At 45.8% G+C, this 21502-nt stretch carries 20 protein-coding genes and 3 other annotated features; of the genes, 17 read left to right on the top strand and 3 right to left on the bottom strand.

What is annotated here, in order from left to right; all coding sequences use genetic code 11:
* The first annotated feature begins 63 nt into the window (after nt 1-63).
* The 7 genes from MY9_RS19125 (at nt 64) to bacF (ending at nt 7346) form a co-directional block, all read left to right on the top strand.
* Entirely contained in the window at nt 64-1302 is a 1239-nt protein-coding gene (locus tag MY9_RS19125) for an MFS transporter (RefSeq protein WP_014665803.1), read from the top strand.
* Between the two features lie 150 nt (nt 1303-1452).
* The gene (gene bacA / locus MY9_RS19120; RefSeq protein WP_014665801.1) at nt 1453-2067 is read left to right on the top strand and encodes a prephenate decarboxylase; all 615 of its coding nucleotides are present in this window, start codon (nt 1453-1455) and stop codon (nt 2065-2067) included.
* Nucleotides 2057-2764 (top strand): 3-((4R)-4-hydroxycyclohexa-1,5-dien-1-yl)-2-oxopropanoate isomerase, encoded by a 708-nt coding sequence (gene bacB, locus MY9_RS19115; protein WP_014665800.1) that lies wholly within the window; start codon nt 2057-2059, stop codon nt 2762-2764. Before bacA ends, bacB begins: the two co-directional genes overlap by 11 nt.
* Nucleotides 2765-2766: 2 nt before the next feature.
* The gene (gene bacC / locus MY9_RS19110; protein WP_014665799.1) at nt 2767-3528 is read left to right on the top strand and encodes a dihydroanticapsin 7-dehydrogenase; all 762 of its coding nucleotides are present in this window, start codon (nt 2767-2769) and stop codon (nt 3526-3528) included.
* An 18-nt stretch (nt 3529-3546) separates the two neighbouring features.
* The gene (gene bacD, locus MY9_RS19105; protein ID WP_014665798.1) at nt 3547-4965 is read left to right on the top strand and encodes an alanine--anticapsin ligase; all 1419 of its coding nucleotides are present in this window, start codon (nt 3547-3549) and stop codon (nt 4963-4965) included.
* Complete coding sequence (bacE, locus tag MY9_RS19100; RefSeq protein ID WP_014665797.1) at nt 4962-6146, top strand: bacilysin exporter BacE; 1185 nt, start codon at nt 4962-4964, stop codon at nt 6144-6146. Before bacD ends, bacE begins: the two co-directional genes overlap by 4 nt.
* Nucleotides 6147-7346: a transaminase BacF gene (gene bacF / locus MY9_RS19095; RefSeq protein ID WP_014665796.1), complete on the top strand. Its 1200-nt coding sequence runs from the start codon at nt 6147-6149 to the stop codon at nt 7344-7346. It abuts the gene before it with no gap.
* Between the two features lie 15 nt (nt 7347-7361).
* Here bacF and bacG read toward each other — a convergent pair whose 3' ends face one another.
* Both bacG and hemQ read right to left on the bottom strand, forming a co-directional pair.
* Nucleotides 7362-8141 carry an NADPH-dependent reductase BacG gene (gene bacG / locus MY9_RS19090; protein ID WP_014665795.1) on the bottom strand — a complete coding sequence of 260 codons (780 nt, stop codon included), beginning with the start codon at nt 8139-8141 and terminating at the stop codon, nt 7362-7364.
* A gap of 132 nt (nt 8142-8273) precedes the next feature.
* Nucleotides 8274-9038 carry a hydrogen peroxide-dependent heme synthase gene (gene hemQ, locus MY9_RS19085; protein WP_003227507.1) on the bottom strand — a complete coding sequence of 255 codons (765 nt, stop codon included), beginning with the start codon at nt 9036-9038 and terminating at the stop codon, nt 8274-8276.
* Between the two features lie 269 nt (nt 9039-9307).
* On the opposite strand from hemQ, the gene pta reads away from it, so the two are divergent.
* From pta to MY9_RS19065, 4 genes are all read left to right on the top strand, one after another.
* Complete coding sequence (pta, locus tag MY9_RS19080) at nt 9308-10279, top strand: phosphate acetyltransferase (protein ID WP_014665793.1); 972 nt, start codon at nt 9308-9310, stop codon at nt 10277-10279.
* Nucleotides 10280-10424: 145 nt separating this feature from the next.
* Entirely contained in the window at nt 10425-11324 is a 900-nt protein-coding gene (gene cysL, locus MY9_RS19075; protein WP_014665792.1) for a cysJI operon transcriptional regulator CysL, read from the top strand.
* A 47-nt stretch (nt 11325-11371) separates the two neighbouring features.
* The gene (ywfL, locus tag MY9_RS19070; RefSeq protein WP_014665791.1) at nt 11372-12217 is read left to right on the top strand and encodes an octanoyl-[GcvH]:protein N-octanoyltransferase; all 846 of its coding nucleotides are present in this window, start codon (nt 11372-11374) and stop codon (nt 12215-12217) included.
* A gap of 168 nt (nt 12218-12385) precedes the next feature.
* Nucleotides 12386-13276: a carboxylate/amino acid/amine transporter gene (locus tag MY9_RS19065; RefSeq protein ID WP_014665789.1), complete on the top strand. Its 891-nt coding sequence runs from the start codon at nt 12386-12388 to the stop codon at nt 13274-13276.
* Nucleotides 13277-13420: 144 nt separating this feature from the next.
* Here the strand turns inward: MY9_RS19065 and rsfA are convergent, their stop codons facing one another.
* Entirely contained in the window at nt 13421-14200 is a 780-nt protein-coding gene (gene rsfA / locus MY9_RS19060; protein ID WP_014665787.1) for a prespore-specific transcription regulator RsfA, read from the bottom strand.
* Nucleotides 14201-14413: 213 nt separating this feature from the next.
* Here rsfA and MY9_RS19055 point away from each other — a divergent pair, with 213 nt between their 5' ends.
* The 6 genes from MY9_RS19055 to thrS all read left to right on the top strand — a co-directional run bounded on the left by MY9_RS19055 (nt 14414) and on the right by thrS (nt 21383).
* Entirely contained in the window at nt 14414-14638 is a 225-nt protein-coding gene (locus tag MY9_RS19055; protein WP_003222050.1) for a DUF1450 domain-containing protein, read from the top strand.
* A 161-nt stretch (nt 14639-14799) separates the two neighbouring features.
* On the top strand, nt 14800-16101 hold the full coding sequence (locus MY9_RS19050; protein ID WP_014665786.1) for an HD domain-containing protein: 1302 nt from the start codon (nt 14800-14802) through the stop codon (nt 16099-16101).
* 35 nt (nt 16102-16136) lie between these two features.
* On the top strand, nt 16137-16637 hold the full coding sequence (locus tag MY9_RS19045) for a YwgA family protein (RefSeq protein ID WP_040081509.1): 501 nt from the start codon (nt 16137-16139) through the stop codon (nt 16635-16637).
* A 112-nt stretch (nt 16638-16749) separates the two neighbouring features.
* Nucleotides 16750-17220 carry an Rrf2 family transcriptional regulator gene (locus MY9_RS19040; RefSeq protein ID WP_040081510.1) on the top strand — a complete coding sequence of 157 codons (471 nt, stop codon included), beginning with the start codon at nt 16750-16752 and terminating at the stop codon, nt 17218-17220.
* On the top strand, nt 17217-18617 hold the full coding sequence (locus MY9_RS19035) for an MFS transporter (protein WP_014665783.1): 1401 nt from the start codon (nt 17217-17219) through the stop codon (nt 18615-18617). The genes MY9_RS19040 and MY9_RS19035 overlap by 4 nt, the downstream gene beginning before the upstream one ends.
* Before the next feature lie 54 nt (nt 18618-18671).
* Nucleotides 18672-18905: a binding site (T-box leader), on the top strand.
* Nucleotides 18906-18938: 33 nt separating this feature from the next.
* Nucleotides 18939-19160, top strand: a binding site (T-box leader).
* Between the two features lie 31 nt (nt 19161-19191).
* Nucleotides 19192-19413 (top strand) — a binding site (T-box leader).
* Between the two features lie 53 nt (nt 19414-19466).
* Entirely contained in the window at nt 19467-21383 is a 1917-nt protein-coding gene (gene thrS / locus MY9_RS19025) for a threonine--tRNA ligase (RefSeq protein WP_014665780.1), read from the top strand.
* Nucleotides 21384-21502 lie beyond the last annotated feature (119 nt).

The raw sequence follows: 21502 nt of genomic DNA, 5'->3' as shown, positions 1-21502 counted from the left end.
ACAATGCTAAACTATAATACAACTTTATGATAAGAAGATTATGGAAGAGGTGTTTGAGAAAGAATGAACAGCAATCAAAACAATGACATCAAAACAAAACATCATTTTCCGCTATTGTTAGCACTGGCTTTAACGATGGGGGTATTTGCGGCCGGATCAGAAGAGCTTGTGATCTCACCGCTGCTGCCGGATTTAGCAAAAGCCTTCAGCTCAGATGTCAGTGTCCTTGCATTATCTATCAGTATTTACGGCATTATGATTTTTATCGGTGCGCCGCTTTTGGTTCCATTAGGAGATAAATACTCCAGAGAACTGAGTTTATTGGCCGGGCTTATGATCTTTATCATAGGAACAGTGATATGCGCTTTGAGTCAAAATATCTTTTTCTTCTTTTTAGGCCGGGCGCTATCGGGATTGGCTGCGGGAGCATTTGTGCCGACCGCTTACGCAGTTGTCGGTGATCGTGTCCCTTATACATACCGAGGCAAGGTGATGGGGCTGATCGTTTCAAGCTGGTCGCTGGCGCTGATTTTTGGAGTGCCGCTCGGATCATTTATCGGCGGAGTCCTGCATTGGAGATGGACATTTTGGATTTTCGCCTTGATGGGCGTTTTCGTCGTCCTGCTGATTCTCCTTGAAATGCGCCGTCATGCCCAGCATCAAACAAGCGGCGAGGAAGAAAAAGAAGAGCCGGCAGGAACATTCCGGGATGCGCTGAAAGTCCCGCGTGTACCTGTTTATATCACGATAACCTTTTGTAATATGATTGGATTTTACGGTATGTATTCCTTTTTAGGCACCTATCTTCAGGACGTTTTTACCGGAGGAAACACAGCTGCGGGCTTATTTATCATGATTTACGGAATCGGGTTTTCCATGAGTGTCATTACAGGAAAGGTGGCCGACCGCATCGGAAAAATGCGCTCCCTTTTGATTGCGCTGGGGGTCATCAGCGTTCTGCTGGCATGTTTACCATATGCGCCGGCGTCAATGTTTCTGTTAATTGTCAGCCTATTTATATGGGGATTAATGCAAAGCTTGACGGTGACGCTGCTCAGCACCATTTTGAGTGATTGCTCAGAGCGTCATCGCGGAAAAATCATGGTGTTTTACAGTCTCGCCTCGAATCTGGCCGTGACATTAGGATCTGCTTTGATGGGACCTGTCTATGTGGCATACGGCTATGCAGCCGTCGGATGGATTTGCGCCGCCATCACAGTGCTCGGATTTGTACTCAGTGTATTCGCATATAAAAAATACGGCAAGCATGAGCAGAAGGCCGATCAGTCCTTATCCCAATAAACAAAGTTTCTAAATTCCTATAATTAAAAACCCTTTTTAAAGGGTTTTTTGTTTGTATGGGAATAATTATCAATATTTTCAAAAAACATTGACAGTTCAATTTCCGCTGGATAAAATTTACTTAAAATTTTAAAAGATTGGTTGGTGCTCATGATTATATTGGATAATAGCATTCAGACAAAAAAACGAACTGATACACTATCCAAACTCATTACAGTCAACACGCTCGGCCCTGAGGGGACAAGCAGTGAGTACGCAGCAAAGCATTTCATTTCCAATTTTACTCTTCTACAAGGGCTGAACAGTAAATTGTCCTTGCATGATACTTTTGAATCATGCATTGAAAGGACACTTCAAAGCCCGCTGGAATATACCATCGTCCCACACGCTTATGACGGCATTAAGCATTTCTACATGAGGCCGGATTTGCAGCTATTGCAGATCTTCAGGTGCGATACACCGATGTACGGCCTGGCTGTTCGTCCTGATTTTGAATTCAGAGACGATATGCTTGATACATCTGTTGTTGTTTCACATCCATCACCTATTAATCTAATCAAATATTTTACCCGCAAAGATGTACGTTTCAAACTGGTCAATTCGACCAGCCAAGCTGCAAGAAAAGTAAAAGAAGGCTTGTATGATATTGCCTTAACCAATGAGCTTGCAAGGCAAAAGTACGGGCTAACCTTTGTAAAAACATTCAAAAGCATTCCGATGAGCTGGTCATTATTTGGAAAAGGAGACGTTGATGATGAAAACTAAAGAAGATATGCAGGAGCTTTATTTCCCGACTCCGAAATTAATTGAATGGGAAAACGGAGTGAGGCAGTATTCAACCGTACGAGGAGATACTGAAGTATTAATGTCTTACGTCCCGCCGCATACCAATGTTGAACCCCATCAGCATAAGGAGGTTCAAATCGGCATGGTCGTTTCCGGCGAGCTGATGATGACTGTCGGAGATGTGACAAGAAAAATGACAGCCTTGGAATCTGCCTATATCGCGCCTCCGCATGTGCCTCACGGGGCAAGAAACGACACAGACCAAGAAGTGATTGCTATTGATATCAAGCGGCTGAAAGCTGATGAAACCTATACAAGTCCTGAGGACTATTTTTTGGATATTTTCAAAACAAGAGACCTGCTGCCGGGCATGGAAGTCACGTTCTTTGTTGAGGATTGGGTAGAGATTATGCTTGCCAAAATCCCTGGAAACGGCGGAGAAATGCCTTTCCATAAACATCGCAATGAACAAATCGGCATCTGCATCGGCGGCGGCTATGACATGACGGTCGAAGGCTGCACAGTCGGGATGGAATTCGGCACAGCTTATTTCTGTGAGCCTCGTGAAGATCATGGTGCCATCAACCGTTCAGAAAAAGAATCAAAATCGATTAATATCTTCTTCCCGCCGCGCTATAACAGGGCAAAGGCAAAAAAAATGAAGGCGGATGAATAATCATGAACCTCACCGATAAAACCGTCCTCATAACAGGAGGCGCATCAGGGATTGGTTATTCGGCGGTTCAGGCTTTTTTGAACCAGCAGGCCAATGTGGTTGTGGCGGATATTGACGAGAAGCAGGGAGAAGCAATGGTACGGAAAGAAAATAATGACAGGCTGCACTTTGTGCAAACGGACATTACAGACGAAGCTGCCTGTCAGCACGCTGTTGAATCGGCGGTCGATACATTTGGCGGGCTGGATGTATTGATTAATAATGCAGGCATCGAAATCGTGGCGCCCATTCACGAGATGGAGCTCAGCGACTGGAACAAGGTGCTGCAAGTCAATTTGACCGGCACGTTTTTAATGAGCAAACACGCACTTAAGCATATGCTGGCTGCCGGCAAAGGCAACATCATTAATACATGCTCAGTCGGCGGACTCGTGGCGTGGCCTGATATTCCTGCCTATAATGCCAGCAAAGGCGGCGTTTTGCAGCTGACTAAATCAATGGCCGTTGATTATGCGAAGCATCAAATTCGCGTGAACTGCGTATGCCCGGGGATTATTGACACACCGCTGAATGAAAAATCATTCCTTGAAAATAATGAAGGCACACTTGAAGAGATCAAAAAAGAAAAGGCAAAGGTAAATCCGCTGCTAAGGCTGGGGAAACCCGAAGAAATCGCAAATGTGATGCTGTTTTTAGCCTCGGACTTATCAAGCTATATGACCGGAAGCGCCATCACCGCAGACGGAGGATACACCGCACAATAGAGAAGGAGTGTTTTACATATGGAGAGAAAAACAGTATTGGTCATTGCTGATCTTGGAGGCTGCCCGCCGCACATGTTTTATAAAAGCGCTGCTGAAAAATATAATCTGGTCAGCTTTATTCCAAGGCCTTTTGCAATTACAGCCTCCCACGCAGCTTTGATTGAAAAATACTCGGTCGCGGTCATAAAAGATAAAGACTATTTTAAGAGTTTAGCTGATTTTGAGCATCCTGACTCCATTTATTGGGCGCATGAGGATCATGACAAGCCTGAAGAAGAGGTTGTCGAGCAAATCGTCAAGGTTGCCGAAATGTTTGGGGTGGATGCCATCACAACAAACAATGAATTATTCATTGCCCCGATGGCGAAAGCCTGTGAACGTCTGGGCCTGAGAGGTGCCGGCGTGCAGGCTGCCGAAAATGCCAGAGATAAAAATAAAATGAGAGACGCTTTTAATAAGGCTGGCGTCAAATCAATCAAAAACAAACGTGTCACAACTCTTGAGGATTTCCGTGCCGCACTTGAAGAAATCGGCACACCTCTTATTTTAAAGCCTACATACTTAGCGAGTTCAATCGGCGTCACGCTGATTACGGACACTGAGACGGCAGAAGCAGAATTTAACAGAGTCAATGACTATCTGAAGTCGATTAACGTGCCAAAGGCGGTTACGTTTGAAGCGCCGTTTATCGCTGAAGAATTTTTACAGGGTGAGTATGGAGACTGGTATCAAACAGAAGGGTACTCCGACTATATCAGCATCGAAGGCATCATGGCCGAGGGTGAGTATTTCCCGATCGCCATTCATGACAAAACGCCGCAAATCGGATTTACAGAAACATCCCACATTACGCCGTCCATTCTGGATGAAGAGGCGAAAAAGAAAATTGTCGAAGCCGCCAAAAAGGCAAATGAAGGTCTTGGCCTGCAAAATTGCGCAACACATACAGAGATCAAGCTAATGAAAAACAGAGAACCGGGTTTAATTGAATCGGCAGCCAGATTCGCTGGCTGGAATATGATCCCTAATATTAAAAAGGTTTTCGGCCTTGATATGGCGCAATTATTATTAGATGTCCTTTGTTTCGGAAAAGACGCCGATCTGCCTAACGGATTATTGGATCAAGAGCCATACTATGTTGCCGACTGCCATTTGTACCCGCAGCATTTCAAACAAAATGGCCAGATTCCAAAAACCGCTGAGGATTTGGTCATTGAAGCGATCGATCTGCCTGACGGGCTTTTAAAAGGGGATACTGAAATCGTTTCTTTTTCGGCCGCAGCGCCAGGCACTTCAGTTGATTTGACACTGTTCGAAGCTTTCAACTCCATCGCTGCATTTGAACTGAAAGGCAGCAATTCACAGGATGTGGCTGAATCAATCAGACAAATTCAGCAGCATGCGAAGCTGACGGCAAAGTATGTGCTGCCAGTATGAAACAGCTGAAGCCAAACTCTAAGTACTTGCTTTACGGGCAGGCGCTGTCGTTTATGGGAGACTATTGTGTTCTCCCTGCCCTGCTCATTTTGTCTACATATTATCACGATTATTGGGTGACGTCCGGAGTCATCGTGGTCAGAAGCATTCCGATGGTGTTCCAGCCGTTTTTAGGGGTTCTGGTCGACCGGCTAGACAGAATTAAGATCATGCTGTGGACGGATATCATCAGAGGCATCATTTTTTTGGGGCTCACATTTCTTCCAAAAGGCGAGTATCCCCTCATTTTTCTGGCTCTGCTGTTTATTTCTTATGGAAGCGGCGTGTTTTTTAATCCGGCCCGTCTTGCCGTCATGTCGTCCTTGGAATTAGATATTAAAAGCATCAACACGTTATTTGCAAAAGCGACAACCATCTCCATTATCGTCGGGGCGGCTGCCGGAGGGCTCTTTCTGTTAGGCGGATCTGTGGAGCTGGCTGTGGCCTTTAACGGTGTGACATACCTGATTTCGGCATTTTTTATCAGCCGTATCAAACTGCAATTTGTGCCGATTCAATCTGAAAACATCAAAGAGGCCTTTCAGTCTTTTAAAGAAGGACTCAAGGAAATCAAAAGCAATGCATTCGTATTAAACGCCATGTTTACGATGATTACAATGGCTGTGCTGTGGGGAATTGTGTACAGCTATTTTCCGATTGTCAGCCGCTTTCTTGGTGATGGGGAAATCGGCAACTTTATCCTCACATTCTGCATCGGCTTCGGCGGCTTTATCGGGGCGGCGCTTGTCAGCAAATGGGGCTTTAACAACAATAGAGGCCTGACGTACTTTACCGTTTTATCGATTGTTTCGCTGGCGCTGTTTTTATTCACGCCGATATTCGCTGTTTCTATCATCGCGGCGATCCTCTTTTTCATCGCGATGGAATACGGGGAAGTGCTTGCAAAGGTGAAGGTTCAGGAGAATGCGGCAAACCAGATTCAAGGGCGCATTTTTTCAGTAGCCGAAGCGTCTATCGGATTATGCATTTCTGTTGGTTCAATGTTAATCAACGTCTTCAGCGCTCCGGTCATTATGGGGCTGATTGTTGTGATTGTATGCGGATTGTTTCTGCATACGAAGCTTGTTAACAAATCGTTTTTGGAACGGGATAACAAAACGGAGCAAAAAGGAGTCTTTTAGATGGAAATAACACCGTCCGATGTCATCAAGACACTTCCAAGGCAGGAGTTTTCTCTCGTTTTTCAAAAGGTAAAGGAATTGGAAAAAACGGGGGCCCACATCATTAATCTCGGACAAGGAAACCCTGACCTTCCCACTCCGCCGCATATCGTCGAGGCTTTGCGGGAGGCGTCTCTGAATCCTTCGTTTCATGGATACGGCCCATTCAGAGGTTATCCTTTTTTGAAGGAAGCAATCGCTGCTTTCTATAAAAGAGAATACGGCGTGACAATCAATCCTGAAACGGAGGTCGCCCTTTTCGGAGGCGGGAAAGCCGGTTTGTATGTGCTGACACAATGCCTGCTCAATCCGGGAGACATCGCTTTAGTCCCGAATCCAGGCTACCCTGAATATTTATCAGGGATTACGATGGCGCGAGCTGAGCATTACGAAATGCCGCTGTATGAAGAAAATGGCTATCTGCCGGATTTTGAAAAGATTGATCCAGCCGTGCTGGAAAAAGCGAAGCTTATGTTTTTAAACTATCCGAACAACCCCACTGGAGCTGTGGCTGATGCGGCTTTTTATGCAAAAGCGGCTGCTTTTGCGAAAGAGCATCATATCCATTTGATTCATGACTTTGCATACGGGGCGTTTGAATTCGATCAAAAACCGGCCAGCTTTCTTGAGGCAGAGGATGCCAAGGCTGTCGGAGCAGAGCTTTATTCATTTTCAAAAACATTTAATATGGCAGGCTGGAGAATGGCGTTTGCGGTTGGGAATGAAAAGATCATTCAGGCCGTCAATGAATTTCAGGATCATGTATTTGTCGGCATGTTCGGCGGGCTGCAGCAGGCAGCGAGTGCGGCGCTTTCCGGAGATCCGGAGCAAACGGAATCGCTGAAACGAATTTATAAAGAACGAATTGACTTTTTTACGGCGCTTTGCGAAAAGGAATTGGGCTGGAAGATGGAAAAGCCAAAAGGAACCTTTTACGTATGGGCTGAAATTCCGAATACGTTTGAGACATCTCACCAATTTTCCGATTACTTGCTGGAGCATGCCCATGTCGTAGTCACACCGGGCGAAATTTTCGGAAGCAACGGAAAAAGGCATGTCAGAATCTCAATGGTGTCGAAGCAAGAGGATCTGCGGGAATTTGTCATGCGGATTCAAAAACTGAACCTGCCGTTCGGGTCATTACAAGAAACATCCCGCTAAAAAGCGGGATGTTTTTTATATGCTTTTCATGCTGCCGCCATCAGCGGAAATTTGCTGTCCTGTGATGTAGGAGGCTTCCTCAGAGGCAAGAAACGCGGCGAGCGCTGCGGTTTCTTCGGCTGATCCGACCCGTTTCATCGGAATCCCGGAAGCGATCTGTTCCACTGCTTCCTGTTTGGATATGCTGTTTTTTTTCATCACATTTTCCACAAATTGATGATAACGGTCCGTAGCGATAAAACCAGGGTTCAGGCAGTTGACTGTAATGTTGTGAGGAGCAAGCTGGATGGAAATGTTTTTACTGGCGTTAATTAAAGCGGCATTCATCATACTGTTTGTGAACATGTTGGCCCCGGGTTCTTTCCACAGATTTCCGACGATGTTGATGATTCTGCCAAACTCATTTTGTTTCATCAGTGAGGAAGCACGCTTGATAGCGTCAATATAGGCAACGGTCTTTTGTGTGAAAGTGGCTGTCATATCCTCTATATTGCAGTTATCAAATGTGTCAGGCGCGCCGCCCGGTATATTATTAATCAGAACATCAAGCCGTCCGCATTGAGAATCGATTTCCTGAAAAATGCCCGCTCTCGTATGCTGGTCAGACATATCCCCCGCAAGGACAATGACGCTCGCCTCAGGATGCTTGCCCAAAATATCTTCTTTGACAGATTCAATATTATCCAAATTTCGTGAATTAATGACGAGGGAAAAATGCTGGTCTGCTAATTTCAGAGCGATTGCTTTCCCGATCCCTTGACTGGCTCCCATAACAAATGCGGTTCGTTTTGACAAATCACTGCACCCCTTTGAAAAAATTGGATTATTACCTACATCGTAAGAAAAAACGGGGAAAATAGCAAATTTTATTTAAATTCTGATAAAGATGGGTTGAAAAACTCCCGCCGAATAGGGCGGGAGGGGATATTATACATATAGGAATTGAGGAAGTGTATCAAGCGAAAGGTGATTGCCGACAAAGAATGAACCGAATTCGCCATAACGGGCGCTGACTTCGTCAAAACGCATTTCATACACAAGCTTCTTGAATTGAAGGACATCATCGCTGAATAATGTAACGCCCCACTCGTAGTCGTCAAAACCGACAGAGCCAGTGATGATCTGTTTGACTTTCCCCGCATAGCTGCGGCCGATTAAGCCATGGCTTCTCATCAAGTTTCTGCGTTCTTCCATAGAAAGCATGTACCAGTTGTCATTGCCGGATCTTCTTTTATCCATTGGATAGAAGCATACATATTTAGACTCCGGCAGTTCAGGGTAAAGGCGCGCGCGCACATGCGGATTTTCGTAAGGATCACCGTCACCGCTTGCCAAGTAGTTGCTAAGCTCTACCACTGATACGTAGGAGTATGCCGGAATGGTGAACTCAGCAAGTCTTGATTTGTTGAATTCAAGCTCGATTTGATTTAATTCTTCCATTGTAGGACGAAGGATCATCAGCATAAAATCAGCTTTTTGGCCGACGATGCTGTAAAGGGTTTGCGATCCTTTTCCTTCTTTTTGAGCTACGCCCCATTTTTCAAGCAACCCGGTGAATTCGTGTATGATAGATTGGCGCTCATCACTGGACAGCAGCTTCCAGGATGTCCAGTCCATTGTGCGGAAATCATGAAGCGCATACCAGCCGTCAAGCGTTTTTGCCGCTTCATTCGTCATTTGCTGTTCACTCATTTATCTTCACTCCTATTATCTTTTCATGATTGCCTTCACTATACCATAGTTTATCCGATTCTACTGTGGAGAAACCTTGAACATCCCTTCCGTATAACTCCATCAAAATAGAAGAACCTATAAGGGAAGAGTGAGTCACTTAAATTAGTTAGAAAAATAAGATTTTTTTATGAAAGCGCTATAATGAAAGTTGGCTGTTTGAATTTGATTGGAAGAAGAGTATGCTAGTAAAAGAAAGCGTTTTTGTAACTTTTTGAGGAGGTTTTATTGTGGCAGATTTATTTTCAACAGTGCAAGAAAAGGTAGCTGGAAAAGACGTTAAAATTGTATTTCCTGAAGGCTTAGACGAGCGTATTTTAGAAGCGGTCAGCAAGCTTGCAGGAAACAAAGTGCTGAATCCGATTGTGATCGGCAATGAAAATGAGATCCAAGCAAAAGCAAAAGAATTGAATCTTACGCTGGACGGCGTTAAGATTTATGATCCTCATACATATGAAGGCATGGAAGACCTTGTACAAGCATTCGTAGAACGCCGCAAAGGCAAAGCGACAGAAGAACAGGCTCGTAAAGCATTATTAGACGAGAACTACTTCGGTACAATGCTGGTGTATAAAGGCCTTGCAGACGGACTCGTAAGCGGAGCGGCTCACTCAACTGCTGACACTGTCCGCCCGGCTCTTCAAATCATCAAAACAAAAGAAGGCGTGAAAAAGACATCCGGCGTGTTCATCATGGCTCGCGGAGAAGAGCAATACGTATTCGCAGATTGCGCGATCAACATTGCGCCTGACAGTCAAGATCTTGCCGAGATTGCGATCGAAAGTGCCAACACGGCAAAAATGTTCGACATTGAGCCTCGCGTGGCAATGCTCAGCTTCTCTACAAAAGGCTCAGCAAAATCTGATGAAACAGAAAAAGTAGCGGATGCAGTGAAAATCGCAAAAGAAAAAGCGCCTGAACTGACACTTGACGGCGAATTCCAATTTGATGCCGCATTTGTTCCATCTGTAGCTGAGAAAAAAGCGCCGGATTCCGAGATCAAAGGGGACGCTAACGTATTCGTATTCCCAAGCCTTGAAGCGGGAAACATCGGCTATAAAATCGCTCAGCGATTGGGCAACTTTGAAGCGGTAGGACCAATCCTGCAAGGCTTAAATATGCCTGTGAACGACCTTTCAAGAGGATGTAACGCTGAAGATGTTTACAATCTCGCATTAATTACAGCGGTGCAAGCACTGTAATAAAAATGAAGACGATGGCAGCTCTCGACTGAGGGCTGCCTTTTTTGCGCTTCCGTATAGCCTTCTTTACCAAGACGGATGATATGAGTACAATAAAGAAAACTAATCATAACCATATATTTCATTAATGACAGGGGTGGGGTTTTTGTATTACGACGTGCTGAAAACGTTTATAGCGGTGGTAGAAGAAAAAAACTTCACAAAAGCGGCGGAAAAGCTGATGATTTCCCAGCCCAGCGTCAGTCTGCATATCAAAAATCTTGAGAAAGAATTTCAAACCGCTCTTCTGAACAGGTCGCCAAAACACTTTACGACAACGCCGACAGGAGACATTTTATATCAAAGAGCAAAGCAAATGGTGTTTCTCTACGAACAAGCCAAGGCTGAAATCTATGCACATCATCACTATGTGAAGGGTGAATTGAAAATCGCTGCAAGCTTTACAATCGGAGAGTATATTCTTCCGCCGCTATTGGCCCAGCTGCAAAAGCTGTATCCAGAGCTGAATCTCGATGTCATGATTGGCAATACAGAGGAGGTCAGCGAGCGTGTGCGGATGCTTCAGGCTGATATCGGGCTGATCGAAGGACATACAAACGAGAATGAGCTGGAAATTGAGCCGTTCATGGAGGACGAAATGTGCATTGCCGCTCCAAATCAGCACCCGCTGGCCGGACGAAGAGATATTTCAATCAGCGACTTGCAAAACGAAGCGTGGGTGACAAGGGAGAAAGGCTCCGGGACGAGAGAATTTCTCGATCATGTGCTCAGTTCAAATGGACTTCGGCCGAAATCAATGTTCACCATCAGCAGCAACCAAGGTGTAAAGGAAGCGGTGATCAGCGGCATGGGACTCTCGGTTCTATCCAGAAGCGTGCTCCATAAGGATTTGATTCACCGCGACATTTCAATTCTGCATATTAAAGATTTCTCGTTAAAGCGCAAACTGTCTTACATCCATTCTCCTCTCATGGAGAATACCAAAAACAAAGAAATTTTTATTACGATGCTGAAAAGCAATTATCAATCGCAGCGACTGAAATGATATAATAGTTTTTGTTCATAAGCCTAACATGAAAGGGTTTTACATAGATGGCAAACCAACCGATTGATTTACTGATGCAGCCGAAATGGAGAGTCATTGACCAATCCAGTCTCGGCCCTTTATTTGATGCGAAGCAATCCTTCGCAATGGATGATACGCTGTGCATGTCTGTCGGAAAAGGCGTGTCGCCGGCGACAGCGCGTTCATGGGTTCATCACAATACAATTGTCCTTGGAATACAGGATACACGTCTTCCGTTTTTGCAGGATGGCATTTCCTTGCTGGAGAGTGAAGGATACCGTGTGATCGTACGCAATTCCGGCGGTCTTGCTGTCGTATTGGATGAAGGTGTTTTAAATATCTCTCTCATATTCGAGGACGAAAAGAAAGGCATCGATATAGACAAAGGATATGAAGCGATGGTTGAGCTGATGAGACGAATGCTGAAACCGTACAACGCAAAGATCGAAGCCTATGAAATTGAAGGGTCTTATTGTCCCGGCAGCTATGATCTCAGCATAAATGGCAAAAAGTTCGCCGGCATCTCCCAGAGACGCGTTCGCGGCGGAGTCGCTGTTCAAATTTATCTCTGCGCGGATAAAAGCGGCAGTGAAAGGGCCGACTTGATCAGACGATTCTACCTAGCGGCGCTGAAGGATAAAGAAAATGATAAAAAAGGCGTCTATCCGGAAATACGTCCGGAAACGATGGCGTCCTTAAGTGAGCTTCTGCAAACAGACATCTCCGTACAAGACTTAATGTTCGCTTTACTGACAGAACTAAAAGCGTTAAGCACCCATCTATACGCAGCGGGCCTGTCCATTGACGAGGAAATGGAATTTGAGAAAAACCTCGTCCGGATGGCTGAACGGAATGCAAAGGTATTTGGGTGAACATTCTTCGCATGCCGGCTGTATATGCCGGCATGCATTTTTTATCTCAAGTGGCATTTTACCCCCAAAGATCTTATTTTCAGATAAATCCTTCTTACATACAGATAACCGTGACAAATAGAAAAACGATAAAATGACATCAGCATCCATATTAAAGGGGAGAGGCAGATGAAAGGGAATATTTACAGCCTTTTTGTATTGATTGCGGCTTTTTTCTGGGGAACCACGGGAACCGTTCAGGCGTTGGCTCCAGAAAGCGCCACACCGCTGGCATTTGGAGCGTTCAGGTTATTAATAGGAGGAAGCGCCATGCTGCTTGCGGTTTGGATCAGCCGGGAGCTTCACGTGAAAAATTGGTCATGGCCGCTCGTATTTTTAGCCGCTGTATGTATGGCGTGTTACCAGCCGCTGTTTTTCACAGCTGTTAAAGAAACGGGAATTGCGGTGGGAACTGTGATTGCCATCGGCAGTGCGCCTATCATTGCTGGGAGCCTTGAATGGTCCGTATTGAAGAAACGCCCGCGAAACTCCTGGTGGATTGCGACCGTGCTGGCTTTAGCGGGTTGCTGGCTTCTGTTTTCCGACAGTTCCAATGTTCGGATTGATGTGGGTGGTGTTCTTATGGCGCTTGGAGCAGGTGCTTCTTTTGCGGGCTATACGCTCATCAGTAAAGCGATGATGAAAACCCAACCTCCGCGAGCGACTTCCGCCGTTGTCTTTATGATCAGCGCCATCTTGCTGACGCCGCTACTATGGCAGTCAGATATCTCGTGGATATTGACCCCTAGAGGACTGGGAACGAGCCTTTACATCGGGTTAATTGCAACATGTGCCGCATATTTTTTGTTTGCGAAAGGGCTTACCGGGGTTCCGGTCTCGGCGGCGGTCACGCTGTCTTTAGCCGAACCTCTGACTGCTTCATTGCTTGGCGTGTTTTTCATAGGAGAAATGCTTTCGCCTTCCTCGTGGATTGGCATTGCACTTATGATGCTGGGGCTTTTGGTCATTTCTGCTGCGCCTCGGAAACATAAAACGGCCGAGGCAGCTCACATGTCTTAATAGATTCACATAAGCTTGGCCTCATTTTACAAGAATAGCTGATCCGGCTGCAAAATGAGGAAATCCTCTTTTCTCAACAGAAAAGGGGGATTTTGTACATGGCGAAAATCCCAAAACCGCTGCCCGTTTTGGGATTTCACTATGTTATTCTGCTAACTTTTCTAAATTGCCGTTCCTGTCCATTTTGAAGGACGGAGAGGCATGTTCATCTTCTTCAAATAAAACTAGCTTTCTGGCTCTGTTCATAATTTTCACCAAGGTTTCATAATCTTCTTGGATCGTTTTTTGGTCTTTTTCAAGCTTTTGAACTTCTGCCTCAAGCTGCTCCGTCTTGCTTTGCAATTCCTGATTTTCTTTCTTTAAACGTTCATTTTCCATTTTTAATGCTGATGATTGCTCGTTATTGCCTTCGTAATTCTGCAGGAAGCGGATCACATCATTCATCGTCATCTCAGGCGCAGCTGCAGGCGTTTGAGGAGACAATAAGTGTGATAGACTAGCTAACTCTTCCTTAAAGCTTTCATCAACAAAAGGCATATGTTCGCCAGACATTAAAGGCTGCTGCTCATTTTCGGCAGATGGTGCATCCGTTTTGACTGGTTCCTCTGCAGCGGTTTCTTGAATGATTTCAGGATCAACGGCAGGAGGCTGATATAATAATCTTTTTTTCGCAGGCTGCCCGTTTCCGAGCGCTCTCATCCGCTGTTTTCGCTGTTTCTTCGCAAGCTGAAGCGCTTTTTCATATTGATGGCGGACCACCGCGTTCCATCTGAATCCGCAGGCTGCGGATGTCCGGTTTAATTTATCGCCGACTTCTTCAAAGGCATTTAATTGAGTGCTGCCCTCTCTCACATGCCGAAGCACTGTTTCGGCTAAAAGCAGATCGTTTTCCTCTGACCAAGCGTCTTGTCGTTGTTTTGTCATTTATCTCAACTCCCATTTTTCTTTTCATGGTATTAGAATGTCCAGGTTGGAAAATATTTATACAAATTGGCTGAAAGAATAGGAGATACGAAGGATGGAGCGGCTTGCAGGAACAGTCGAATCCTTGTAAAATGAAGAGTGATGTGATTTTTTTGAAACGTGATTTTAGGTTATTCACATAGATGAACATAGAAATGAAGGGAAGCGTACGTCATGGCTAATGAATTTCGAGTGTGTGATGATTGCCAAGCCACTAATATCAAAACATTGCTGCCGCGTTTGAAAGAAGTGGACCCGGACGCAAAGGTTGAGGTAGGATGCCAATCTTATTGCGGGCCCGGACGGAAAAAATCATTTGCTTTTGTGAACAATCGCCCGCTGTCAGCTCCGACAGAGGATGAGCTGATTGACAAAGTAAAAAAGAAAATAAAAAAGTAAAAACATATTTTTTCTTAGCCTCGGCCCTCAGGTCAGGCTTTTTTGCTTCACAAGATGTGTTTTTCATGAAGATGGAACAAATCGCCGGGCAAATTCAAGGATGTTTTCAAAGAATAGAGTCGATATAATAGAAACACGGCTAAAAAAAAGAGGGAATGACGATGGCGTATCCAAATGGAAAATTATCAGAAGAAAAAGTGTTTAAAGATCCGGTGCACCGCTATGTTCATGTTCGGGACAAGCTGATATGGGATTTGATCGGAACCCGTGAATTTCAGCGTCTCCGCAGAATTAAGCAGCTCGGCACGACCTATTTGACGTTCCATGGGGCTGAGCACAGCCGGTTCAACCATTCTCTCGGTGTCTATGAAATTGTCAGGAGAATGGTTGATGACGTCTTTAAAGGCCGCCCTGAATGGGATGACAGTGAACGCGAACTCTGTTTGGCCGCGGCGCTGCTTCATGATCTCGGGCACGGGCCGTTCTCGCATTCATTTGAAAAGGTCTTTCACCTTGACCACGAAGATTTTACAAGAGGTATCATTTTGGGAGACACGGAGGTTAACCAGGTGCTCAGAAAGGTGAGCCCGGATTTCCCCCAGGATGTTGCTGAAGTCATTGCCAAAACATATAAAAACAAGCAAGTGGTCAGCCTCATTTCGAGTCAAATTGACGCAGACCGGATGGATTACCTGCAGCGTGACGCCTATTATACGGGCGTCAGCTACGGCCATTTTGATATGGAGCGGATTCTTCGGGTGATGCGGCCGCGCGAGGATCAGATCGTCATTAAAGAAAGCGGAATGCACGCTGTCGAAGACTATATCATGAGCCGTTACCAAATGTACTGGCAGGTCTACTTCCATCCTGTGACCAGAAGTGCAGAGGTCATTTTAACGAAGATTCTTCACAGGGCGAAGCAGCTGCATGATGAAGGCTATGTCTTCACTCACGCTCCGGTTCATTTTTATTCTATTTTTGAAGGGAAATTGACACTGGAGGATTATGTAAAGCTGGATGAATCTATTATTTTGTATTACTTCCAGGCCTGGGAGGATGAAGAAGACGCGATTTTATCCGACTTGTGCCGCAGATTCATTAACCGCCAGCTGTTCCAATACGTTGAATTCAATCCGAATGAAGAAATGTCGGCTTATTTTGAGCTGACGTCATTGTTCAAAGAGGCGGGGATCGATCCGAGCTATTATTTGGTCGTTGATTCTTCTTCAGATCTGCCATACGATTTTTACCGGCCGGGAGAGGAAGAGGAGCGTCTGCCGATCCATCTCTTGACGCAAAACGGCCAAATTAAAGAGCTGTCCAGGCAGTCGGCTATTGTGGAATCCATCTCCGGTAAACGGCGGACCGACCACAAGCTGTACTATCCAAAGGACTTGATTTGTGACGGCTCTAAACATCCGGAAGCGAAAATGAAAATCCGGCAGCTGCTGGGACTGACATAGAAATTGGAAAGAAGGAAAAAGGAGATGTCGGGAATTTGTTGAAAGAACATGCAAAACTGATGAAGGTGTTCTCGGATTCTGGAGAAATCATCGGGCGAAAGAAGCTGCAGAAAATGATTTATATCGCCAAGAAAATGCAGTTTCCTTTCTATGAGAAATATGATTTTCACTTTTACGGACCATATTCAGAGGAACTGACGCTCCAGATTGAAGAGCTGTGCAACCTTGGATTTCTGCATGAGGTGAAGGAAAAAAAGGGCGGCTACTTTCAATACCGGTATTCGCTGACTGAGACAGGCTCCGCATTTTTAGACCATGCTGATCTGAACATGCCGGATATGAAAGGCTATATCGACAGTGTAAACAGCCGTTCATCACGGTTTTTAGAGCTGGTTTCCACGATCCTTTACTTTGACGGGCTTGAGGATGAGGAAAAGAAAGAAAAAGTCTTTACAATCAAAAGCAAGCAAAAATATACAAATGAAGAATATGACGAAGCGCTTCAATACATAGAGGAACTGAAGCAGATTTGTTAAGGATACCAAGCAAAAGAAATGAACTGTTTCTTTTGCTTTTTTTTATTGACAAAAGCCGCTAAGGGATCTATTGTGGATAATAGTTATCCATAATGAATCGGGAGTGTGTATGATGAAAATGAAATCCGGGATGGAGCAGGCGGTTTCTGTGTTGCTTTTATTGTCACGGCTGCCTGTACAGGCTTCTTTGACGTCAGAGGCAATAAGCCAGCGATTGCGCGTGTCTCCGTCTTATTTGAAGAAGCTGATGAGAACATTGGTTCAAGCAGGTTTGGCAGAATCCTTGCCAGGGACGAAGGGCGGTTTTACCCTGACGAAGCCTTTGGCGGACATTACGCTTTATGATATTTATCAAGCGGTCGAAGGCAGAGGTTCGATGTATCAGGGAAAAGGTCTGCTGCAATCTGTATTCGAAGGTGAAAACTGTGTGCTGGAGACAGTCATGGGGGAAATCGAGGATAAATGGGCCAATCTCATGAAAGAAGAGTCCCTGCAGCATGTCATGGACAGAGTCGGGGAATTGTATGATCTTGAAAAAATAGATGATTGGATAAACGAGCAAATGAAAGGGCAATTGCAATGAAAAACAGCGGATCTTTACACAAAACAGATTCATCAACAGGAATATCTGTACTGATCGTGCTCGCTCTTGGTTTTCTCATGGCTACTCTTGATGTAACCGTTGTGAATGTGGCGATGGCGGATATGAAAAACACTCTTTCAATGTCACTTTCAGGTGTAACGTGGGTTGTGGACGGGTACATTCTTACTTTTGCGTCGCTTCTGCTGGCGGGCGGAGCCTTGGCCGACCGTTTCGGATCGAAGACGATCTATATCCTGGGTTTAGCTGTTTTTGTTCTCGCCTCTTGTCTATGCGCTGCATCCTTTAATGGGCAGATGCTGATTGCCGGACGTCTTATACAGGGAATTGGCGCAGCCTTGTTCATGCCAAGCTCACTCAGCCTTTTGGCTGCCTCTTACCCTGATGAACGGGCGCGGGCGAGAATGTTTGGACTGTGGGCCGCGCTTGTTTCCGCCGCTTCAGCCCTTGGGCCTTTTATTGGGGGTGTGCTGGTACAGTTGGCAGGCTGGCAGAGTATTTTTCTGATCAATGTGCCGTTGGGGGCTGCCGCGCTCATTTCAGCTTACCGAATTCTCAGCCGCGTCCCGGGAAAAACCGGCCGCGTGAACATCACCGGGCATCTGCTTGGCATGATGGCTCTCGGCTTTCTTTCCTATGCATTGATACAGGGGCCATCAGCGGGCTGGCGCTCGCCCGTGATTCTTCTAGCATGTACTGCAGCGATTTTGGCATTTGTGCTGTTTTTGCTGCGGGAAGTTTCTGCGAAAACACCTATCCTGCCGGCGTCCTTATATAAAAACGGCCGTTTCTCAGCGGCCCAATTTATCGGGTTTTTGCTGAATTTTGCTCTTTTTGGCGGCATGTTTATGCTGAGTCTTTTTTTGCAGGAAGCAGGAGGCGCAAACTCCTTCATGGCCGGTGTTGAGCTGCTGCCGATGATGGCGGTCTTTGTGATCGGCAATCTGCTGTTCGCCCGTCTGGCGAATCGATTTGAAGCCGGGCAGCTTATGTTTGTCTCAATGGCGGTCAGCTGTATCATTGCATTGCTGTTGTTTGTGCTGATTTCTCCGGATTTTCCTTATTGGCAGCTGGCGGTTTTGATGTCTGTCATGAACCTCTGTACCGGTATTACAGTTCCTGCCATGACAACTGTGATCATGCAGGCTGCCGGGCAAAGGCATGCGAACATTGCCGGTGCGGCGTTAAATGCAAACCGGCAAATCGGAGCTTTGGTCGGCGTAGCGATAACCGGGGTGATCATTCATCTGTCCGCCACTTGGTATGCCGGTGCCGGGTTTACATTTTTGATGATGGGGGCGGCGTACAGCCTCGCTGCATTGCTTGTATGGCTGTTTCTGGCTGCCCATAACGGGACTGCCGCGTCAGAAAAAATGTAAATCACTGATTGCGCTTTGTGGGAATATATAGTAAGATATAAAAAATTATTGAAACAACAGGCACTGATAAGGACATGAGATGCTTTTTACGGTTTCCAGAGAGGGAAGGACAGCTGAAATCTTCCTAACGCAGAGAAAGCAGCTTACCGCCTTTGAGCCGTATCGGGGAAAACAAGTATCTGATACCGTCATGCTGCGTTACAGCATCTTCAAGCCGATCACCATGTGTAATTGAATTGATCGGGAATTTGGGTGGAACCACGGATGATCAACACATTCGTCCCTTTTAGAGGGATGGGTGTGTTTTTTTATATGAATTAAATACATGCAATGAAAAGGACATGAATGATAGTTACGGTTTTCAGAGAGGGAAGGAAAGGTGAGAGCTTCCCAGCTTAGGAGTATCATTTACCGCCTTGGAGCAGCATTGGGGAACTGAAGTATCCAATGCCGTCTATGCTGCGTTACAGCACCGAGCCGACAACATCGCGTTTGTCGGGAACTTGGGTGGAACCACGGGTTAATCACACACTCGTCCCTATCTGCGGGACGGGTGTGTTTTTTTATGAATTGAATATATGCGATGAAAAGGACATGAATGATTTTTACGGTTTTCAGAGAGGGAAGAAAAGGTGAGAGCTTCCCAGCTTAGGAATATCATTTACCGCCTTGGAGCAGCATTGGGGAACTAAAGTATCCAATGCCGTCTATGCTGCGTTACAGCACCGAGCCGACAACATCACGTTTGTCGGGAACTTGGGTGGAACCACGGGTTAATCACACACTCGTCCCTATCTGCGGGACGGGTGTGTTTTTTTATATACAACAATGAATAAGGAGTGTTTTAAAATGAGTAAACATGTACACATTCAGCTTCCGGACGGACAGATCAAGGAATATCCGAAAGGCATCACAATCAAGGAAGCAGCTGGTTCGATCAGTTCCAGTCTGCAAAAGAAGGCGGCTGCAGGTCAGGTCAACGGCAAGCTTGTTGATCTCAGTTTCAAGCTGGAGGAGGATGCTGAGCTTTCGATTGTCACACTCGATTCACAAGAAGGCTTGCAGGTGCTTCGCCACACATCAGCGTACGTGCTGGCTCAAGCAGTAAAACGGCTGTACGGCGAAGTGTCATTGGGGGTAGGGCCTGTGATTGAAGACGGCTTCTACTATGACATGAAGCTGGAGAAAAGCTTGGGATCAGGAGACTTAGAGGCTATCGAAAAAGAAATGAAACACATTATAAATGAGAACCTTGAAATCAAACGTATAGAGGTTTCTTACGAAAAAGCTGAAGAGCTGTTTGCACAAAAAGACGAGCGGCTTAAGCTTGAGATTTTAAAGGATATTCCGCGCGGGGAGGATATCACGCTGTACCAGCAAGGAGAATTCATTGACCTGTGCCGCGGGCCGCATCTTCCTTCTACAGGAATGATCAAAGCGTTCAAGCTGACAAGAGTATCAGGCGCTTATTGGCGGGGAGACAGCAAAAATGAAGTCCTGCAGCGGGTGTACGGGGTTGCGTTTCAAAAGAAAAAAGATTTGGATGCGCACCTGCATATGTTGGAAGAAGCGGCAAAACGAGACCATCGCAAGTTGGGCAAACAGTTAGGGCTGTTTATGTTTTCTGAAGAAGCGCCGGGGATGCCGTTTTATTTGCCGAAAGGGCAGATTGTCCGCAATGAGCTGGAACGCTTCTCGCGTGAACTGCAAACAAATGCCGGCTACGATGAGGTGCGTACGCCGTTTATGATGAATCAGCGGTTATGGGAGCAGTCAGGCCATTGGGATCATTATCGCGACAATATGTACTACTCAGAAGTGGATGATACAAGGTTTGCAATGAAGCCGATGAATTGCCCAGGCCACATGCTCATCTTTAAAAACAGCCTGTATTCTTACCGGGATCTGCCGATTCGCATGGCGGAATTCGGACAGGTGCATCGCCATGAATACAGCGGGGCTTTAAACGGAATGCTTCGCGTTCGGACGTTCTGTCAGGATGACGCCCATATTTTCGTTCGGGAGGATCAGATTGAGAGTGAGATCAAAGAAGCGATTCGGCTGATTGATGAGGTATATCGGACATTTGGTTTCGAGTATTCAGTTGAGCTTTCGACTCGCCCGGAGGATTCATTAGGCGATGACAGCCTTTGGGAAGCGTCGGAGCGTGCCTTAGCACGCGTCCTTGAGGAGCTTGGCCTCTCTTATGAGATCAATGAAGGCGATGGGGCGTTTTACGGGCCAAAAATTGATTTCCACATAAAAGATGCCCTAAAACGGAGCCACCAATGTGCGACAATTCAGCTTGATTTTCAAATGCCGGAAAAATTTGATTTAACATATATCAACGAAAACAATGAAAAGGTTCGTCCCGTTGTCATCCACAGAGCGGTTTTCGGCTCGATCGACCGTTTCTTCGGTATTTTGATCGAGCATTACGGCGGGGCTTTTCCAGTCTGGCTCGCACCGATCCAGGTTCAAATCATACCGGTTTCGCACGTACACTTGGATTATTGCAGAAAGGTGCAGGCGGAGCTGAAGCAGGCGGGGATAAGAGCCTGCATTGATGAGCGCAATGAGAAGCTCGGCTATAAAATCAGAGAATCGCAGATGCAGAAAATCCCGTACGTGCTGGTGCTTGGAGATCAAGAGGAGCAGGAGAACGCGGTTAACGTCCGCCAATTCGGACATCAGCAGAATGAACACGTTTCTTTTCAGACATTCAAAGATAAGCTTGTGAAACAGGTGGAAAATCGAGGCATGTAGGATAAAAGCTGTGAATTCACATTTTGCTTTTTTGACTTTCCCTATTCGGAATCAGTAAAATAATAAGTAAATCATATCGTTCGTATGTTATGAATGCATCTCGAAATGGGGAAATTGAC

The organism is Bacillus sp. JS (genome assembly GCF_000259365.1).
Taxonomy (GTDB): Bacteria; Bacillota; Bacilli; order Bacillales; family Bacillaceae; genus Bacillus; species Bacillus stercoris.
The sequence above is the reverse complement of the archived record's forward strand: the minus strand, read 5'-3'. Positions and strand labels throughout refer to the sequence as shown.

Bases quoted from the DNA above. Each gene is read 5' to 3' on its own strand.
- MY9_RS19125 (WP_014665803.1), top strand. From the start codon at position 64: ATGAACAGCAATCAAAACAATGACATCAAAACAAAACATCATTTTCCG.
- bacA (WP_014665801.1), top strand. From the start codon at position 1,453: ATGATTATATTGGATAATAGCATTCAGACAAAAAAACGAACTGATACA.
- bacB (WP_014665800.1), top strand. From the start codon at position 2,057: ATGAAAACTAAAGAAGATATGCAGGAGCTTTATTTCCCGACTCCGAAA.
- bacC (WP_014665799.1), top strand. From the start codon at position 2,767: ATGAACCTCACCGATAAAACCGTCCTCATAACAGGAGGCGCATCAGGG.
- bacD (WP_014665798.1), top strand. From the start codon at position 3,547: ATGGAGAGAAAAACAGTATTGGTCATTGCTGATCTTGGAGGCTGCCCG.
- bacE (WP_014665797.1), top strand. From the start codon at position 4,962: ATGAAACAGCTGAAGCCAAACTCTAAGTACTTGCTTTACGGGCAGGCG.
- bacF (WP_014665796.1), top strand. From the start codon at position 6,147: ATGGAAATAACACCGTCCGATGTCATCAAGACACTTCCAAGGCAGGAG.
- hemQ (WP_003227507.1), bottom strand. From the start codon at position 9,038: ATGAGTGAACAGCAAATGACGAATGAAGCGGCAAAAACGCTTGACGGC.
- ywfL (WP_014665791.1), top strand. From the start codon at position 11,372: ATGGCAAACCAACCGATTGATTTACTGATGCAGCCGAAATGGAGAGTC.
- MY9_RS19065 (WP_014665789.1), top strand. From the start codon at position 12,386: ATGAAAGGGAATATTTACAGCCTTTTTGTATTGATTGCGGCTTTTTTC.
- rsfA (WP_014665787.1), bottom strand. From the start codon at position 14,200: ATGACAAAACAACGACAAGACGCTTGGTCAGAGGAAAACGATCTGCTT.
- MY9_RS19055 (WP_003222050.1), top strand. From the start codon at position 14,414: ATGGCTAATGAATTTCGAGTGTGTGATGATTGCCAAGCCACTAATATC.
- MY9_RS19050 (WP_014665786.1), top strand. From the start codon at position 14,800: ATGGCGTATCCAAATGGAAAATTATCAGAAGAAAAAGTGTTTAAAGAT.
- MY9_RS19040 (WP_040081510.1), top strand. From the start codon at position 16,750: ATGAAAATGAAATCCGGGATGGAGCAGGCGGTTTCTGTGTTGCTTTTA.
- MY9_RS19035 (WP_014665783.1), top strand. From the start codon at position 17,217: ATGAAAAACAGCGGATCTTTACACAAAACAGATTCATCAACAGGAATA.
- thrS (WP_014665780.1), top strand. From the start codon at position 19,467: ATGAGTAAACATGTACACATTCAGCTTCCGGACGGACAGATCAAGGAA.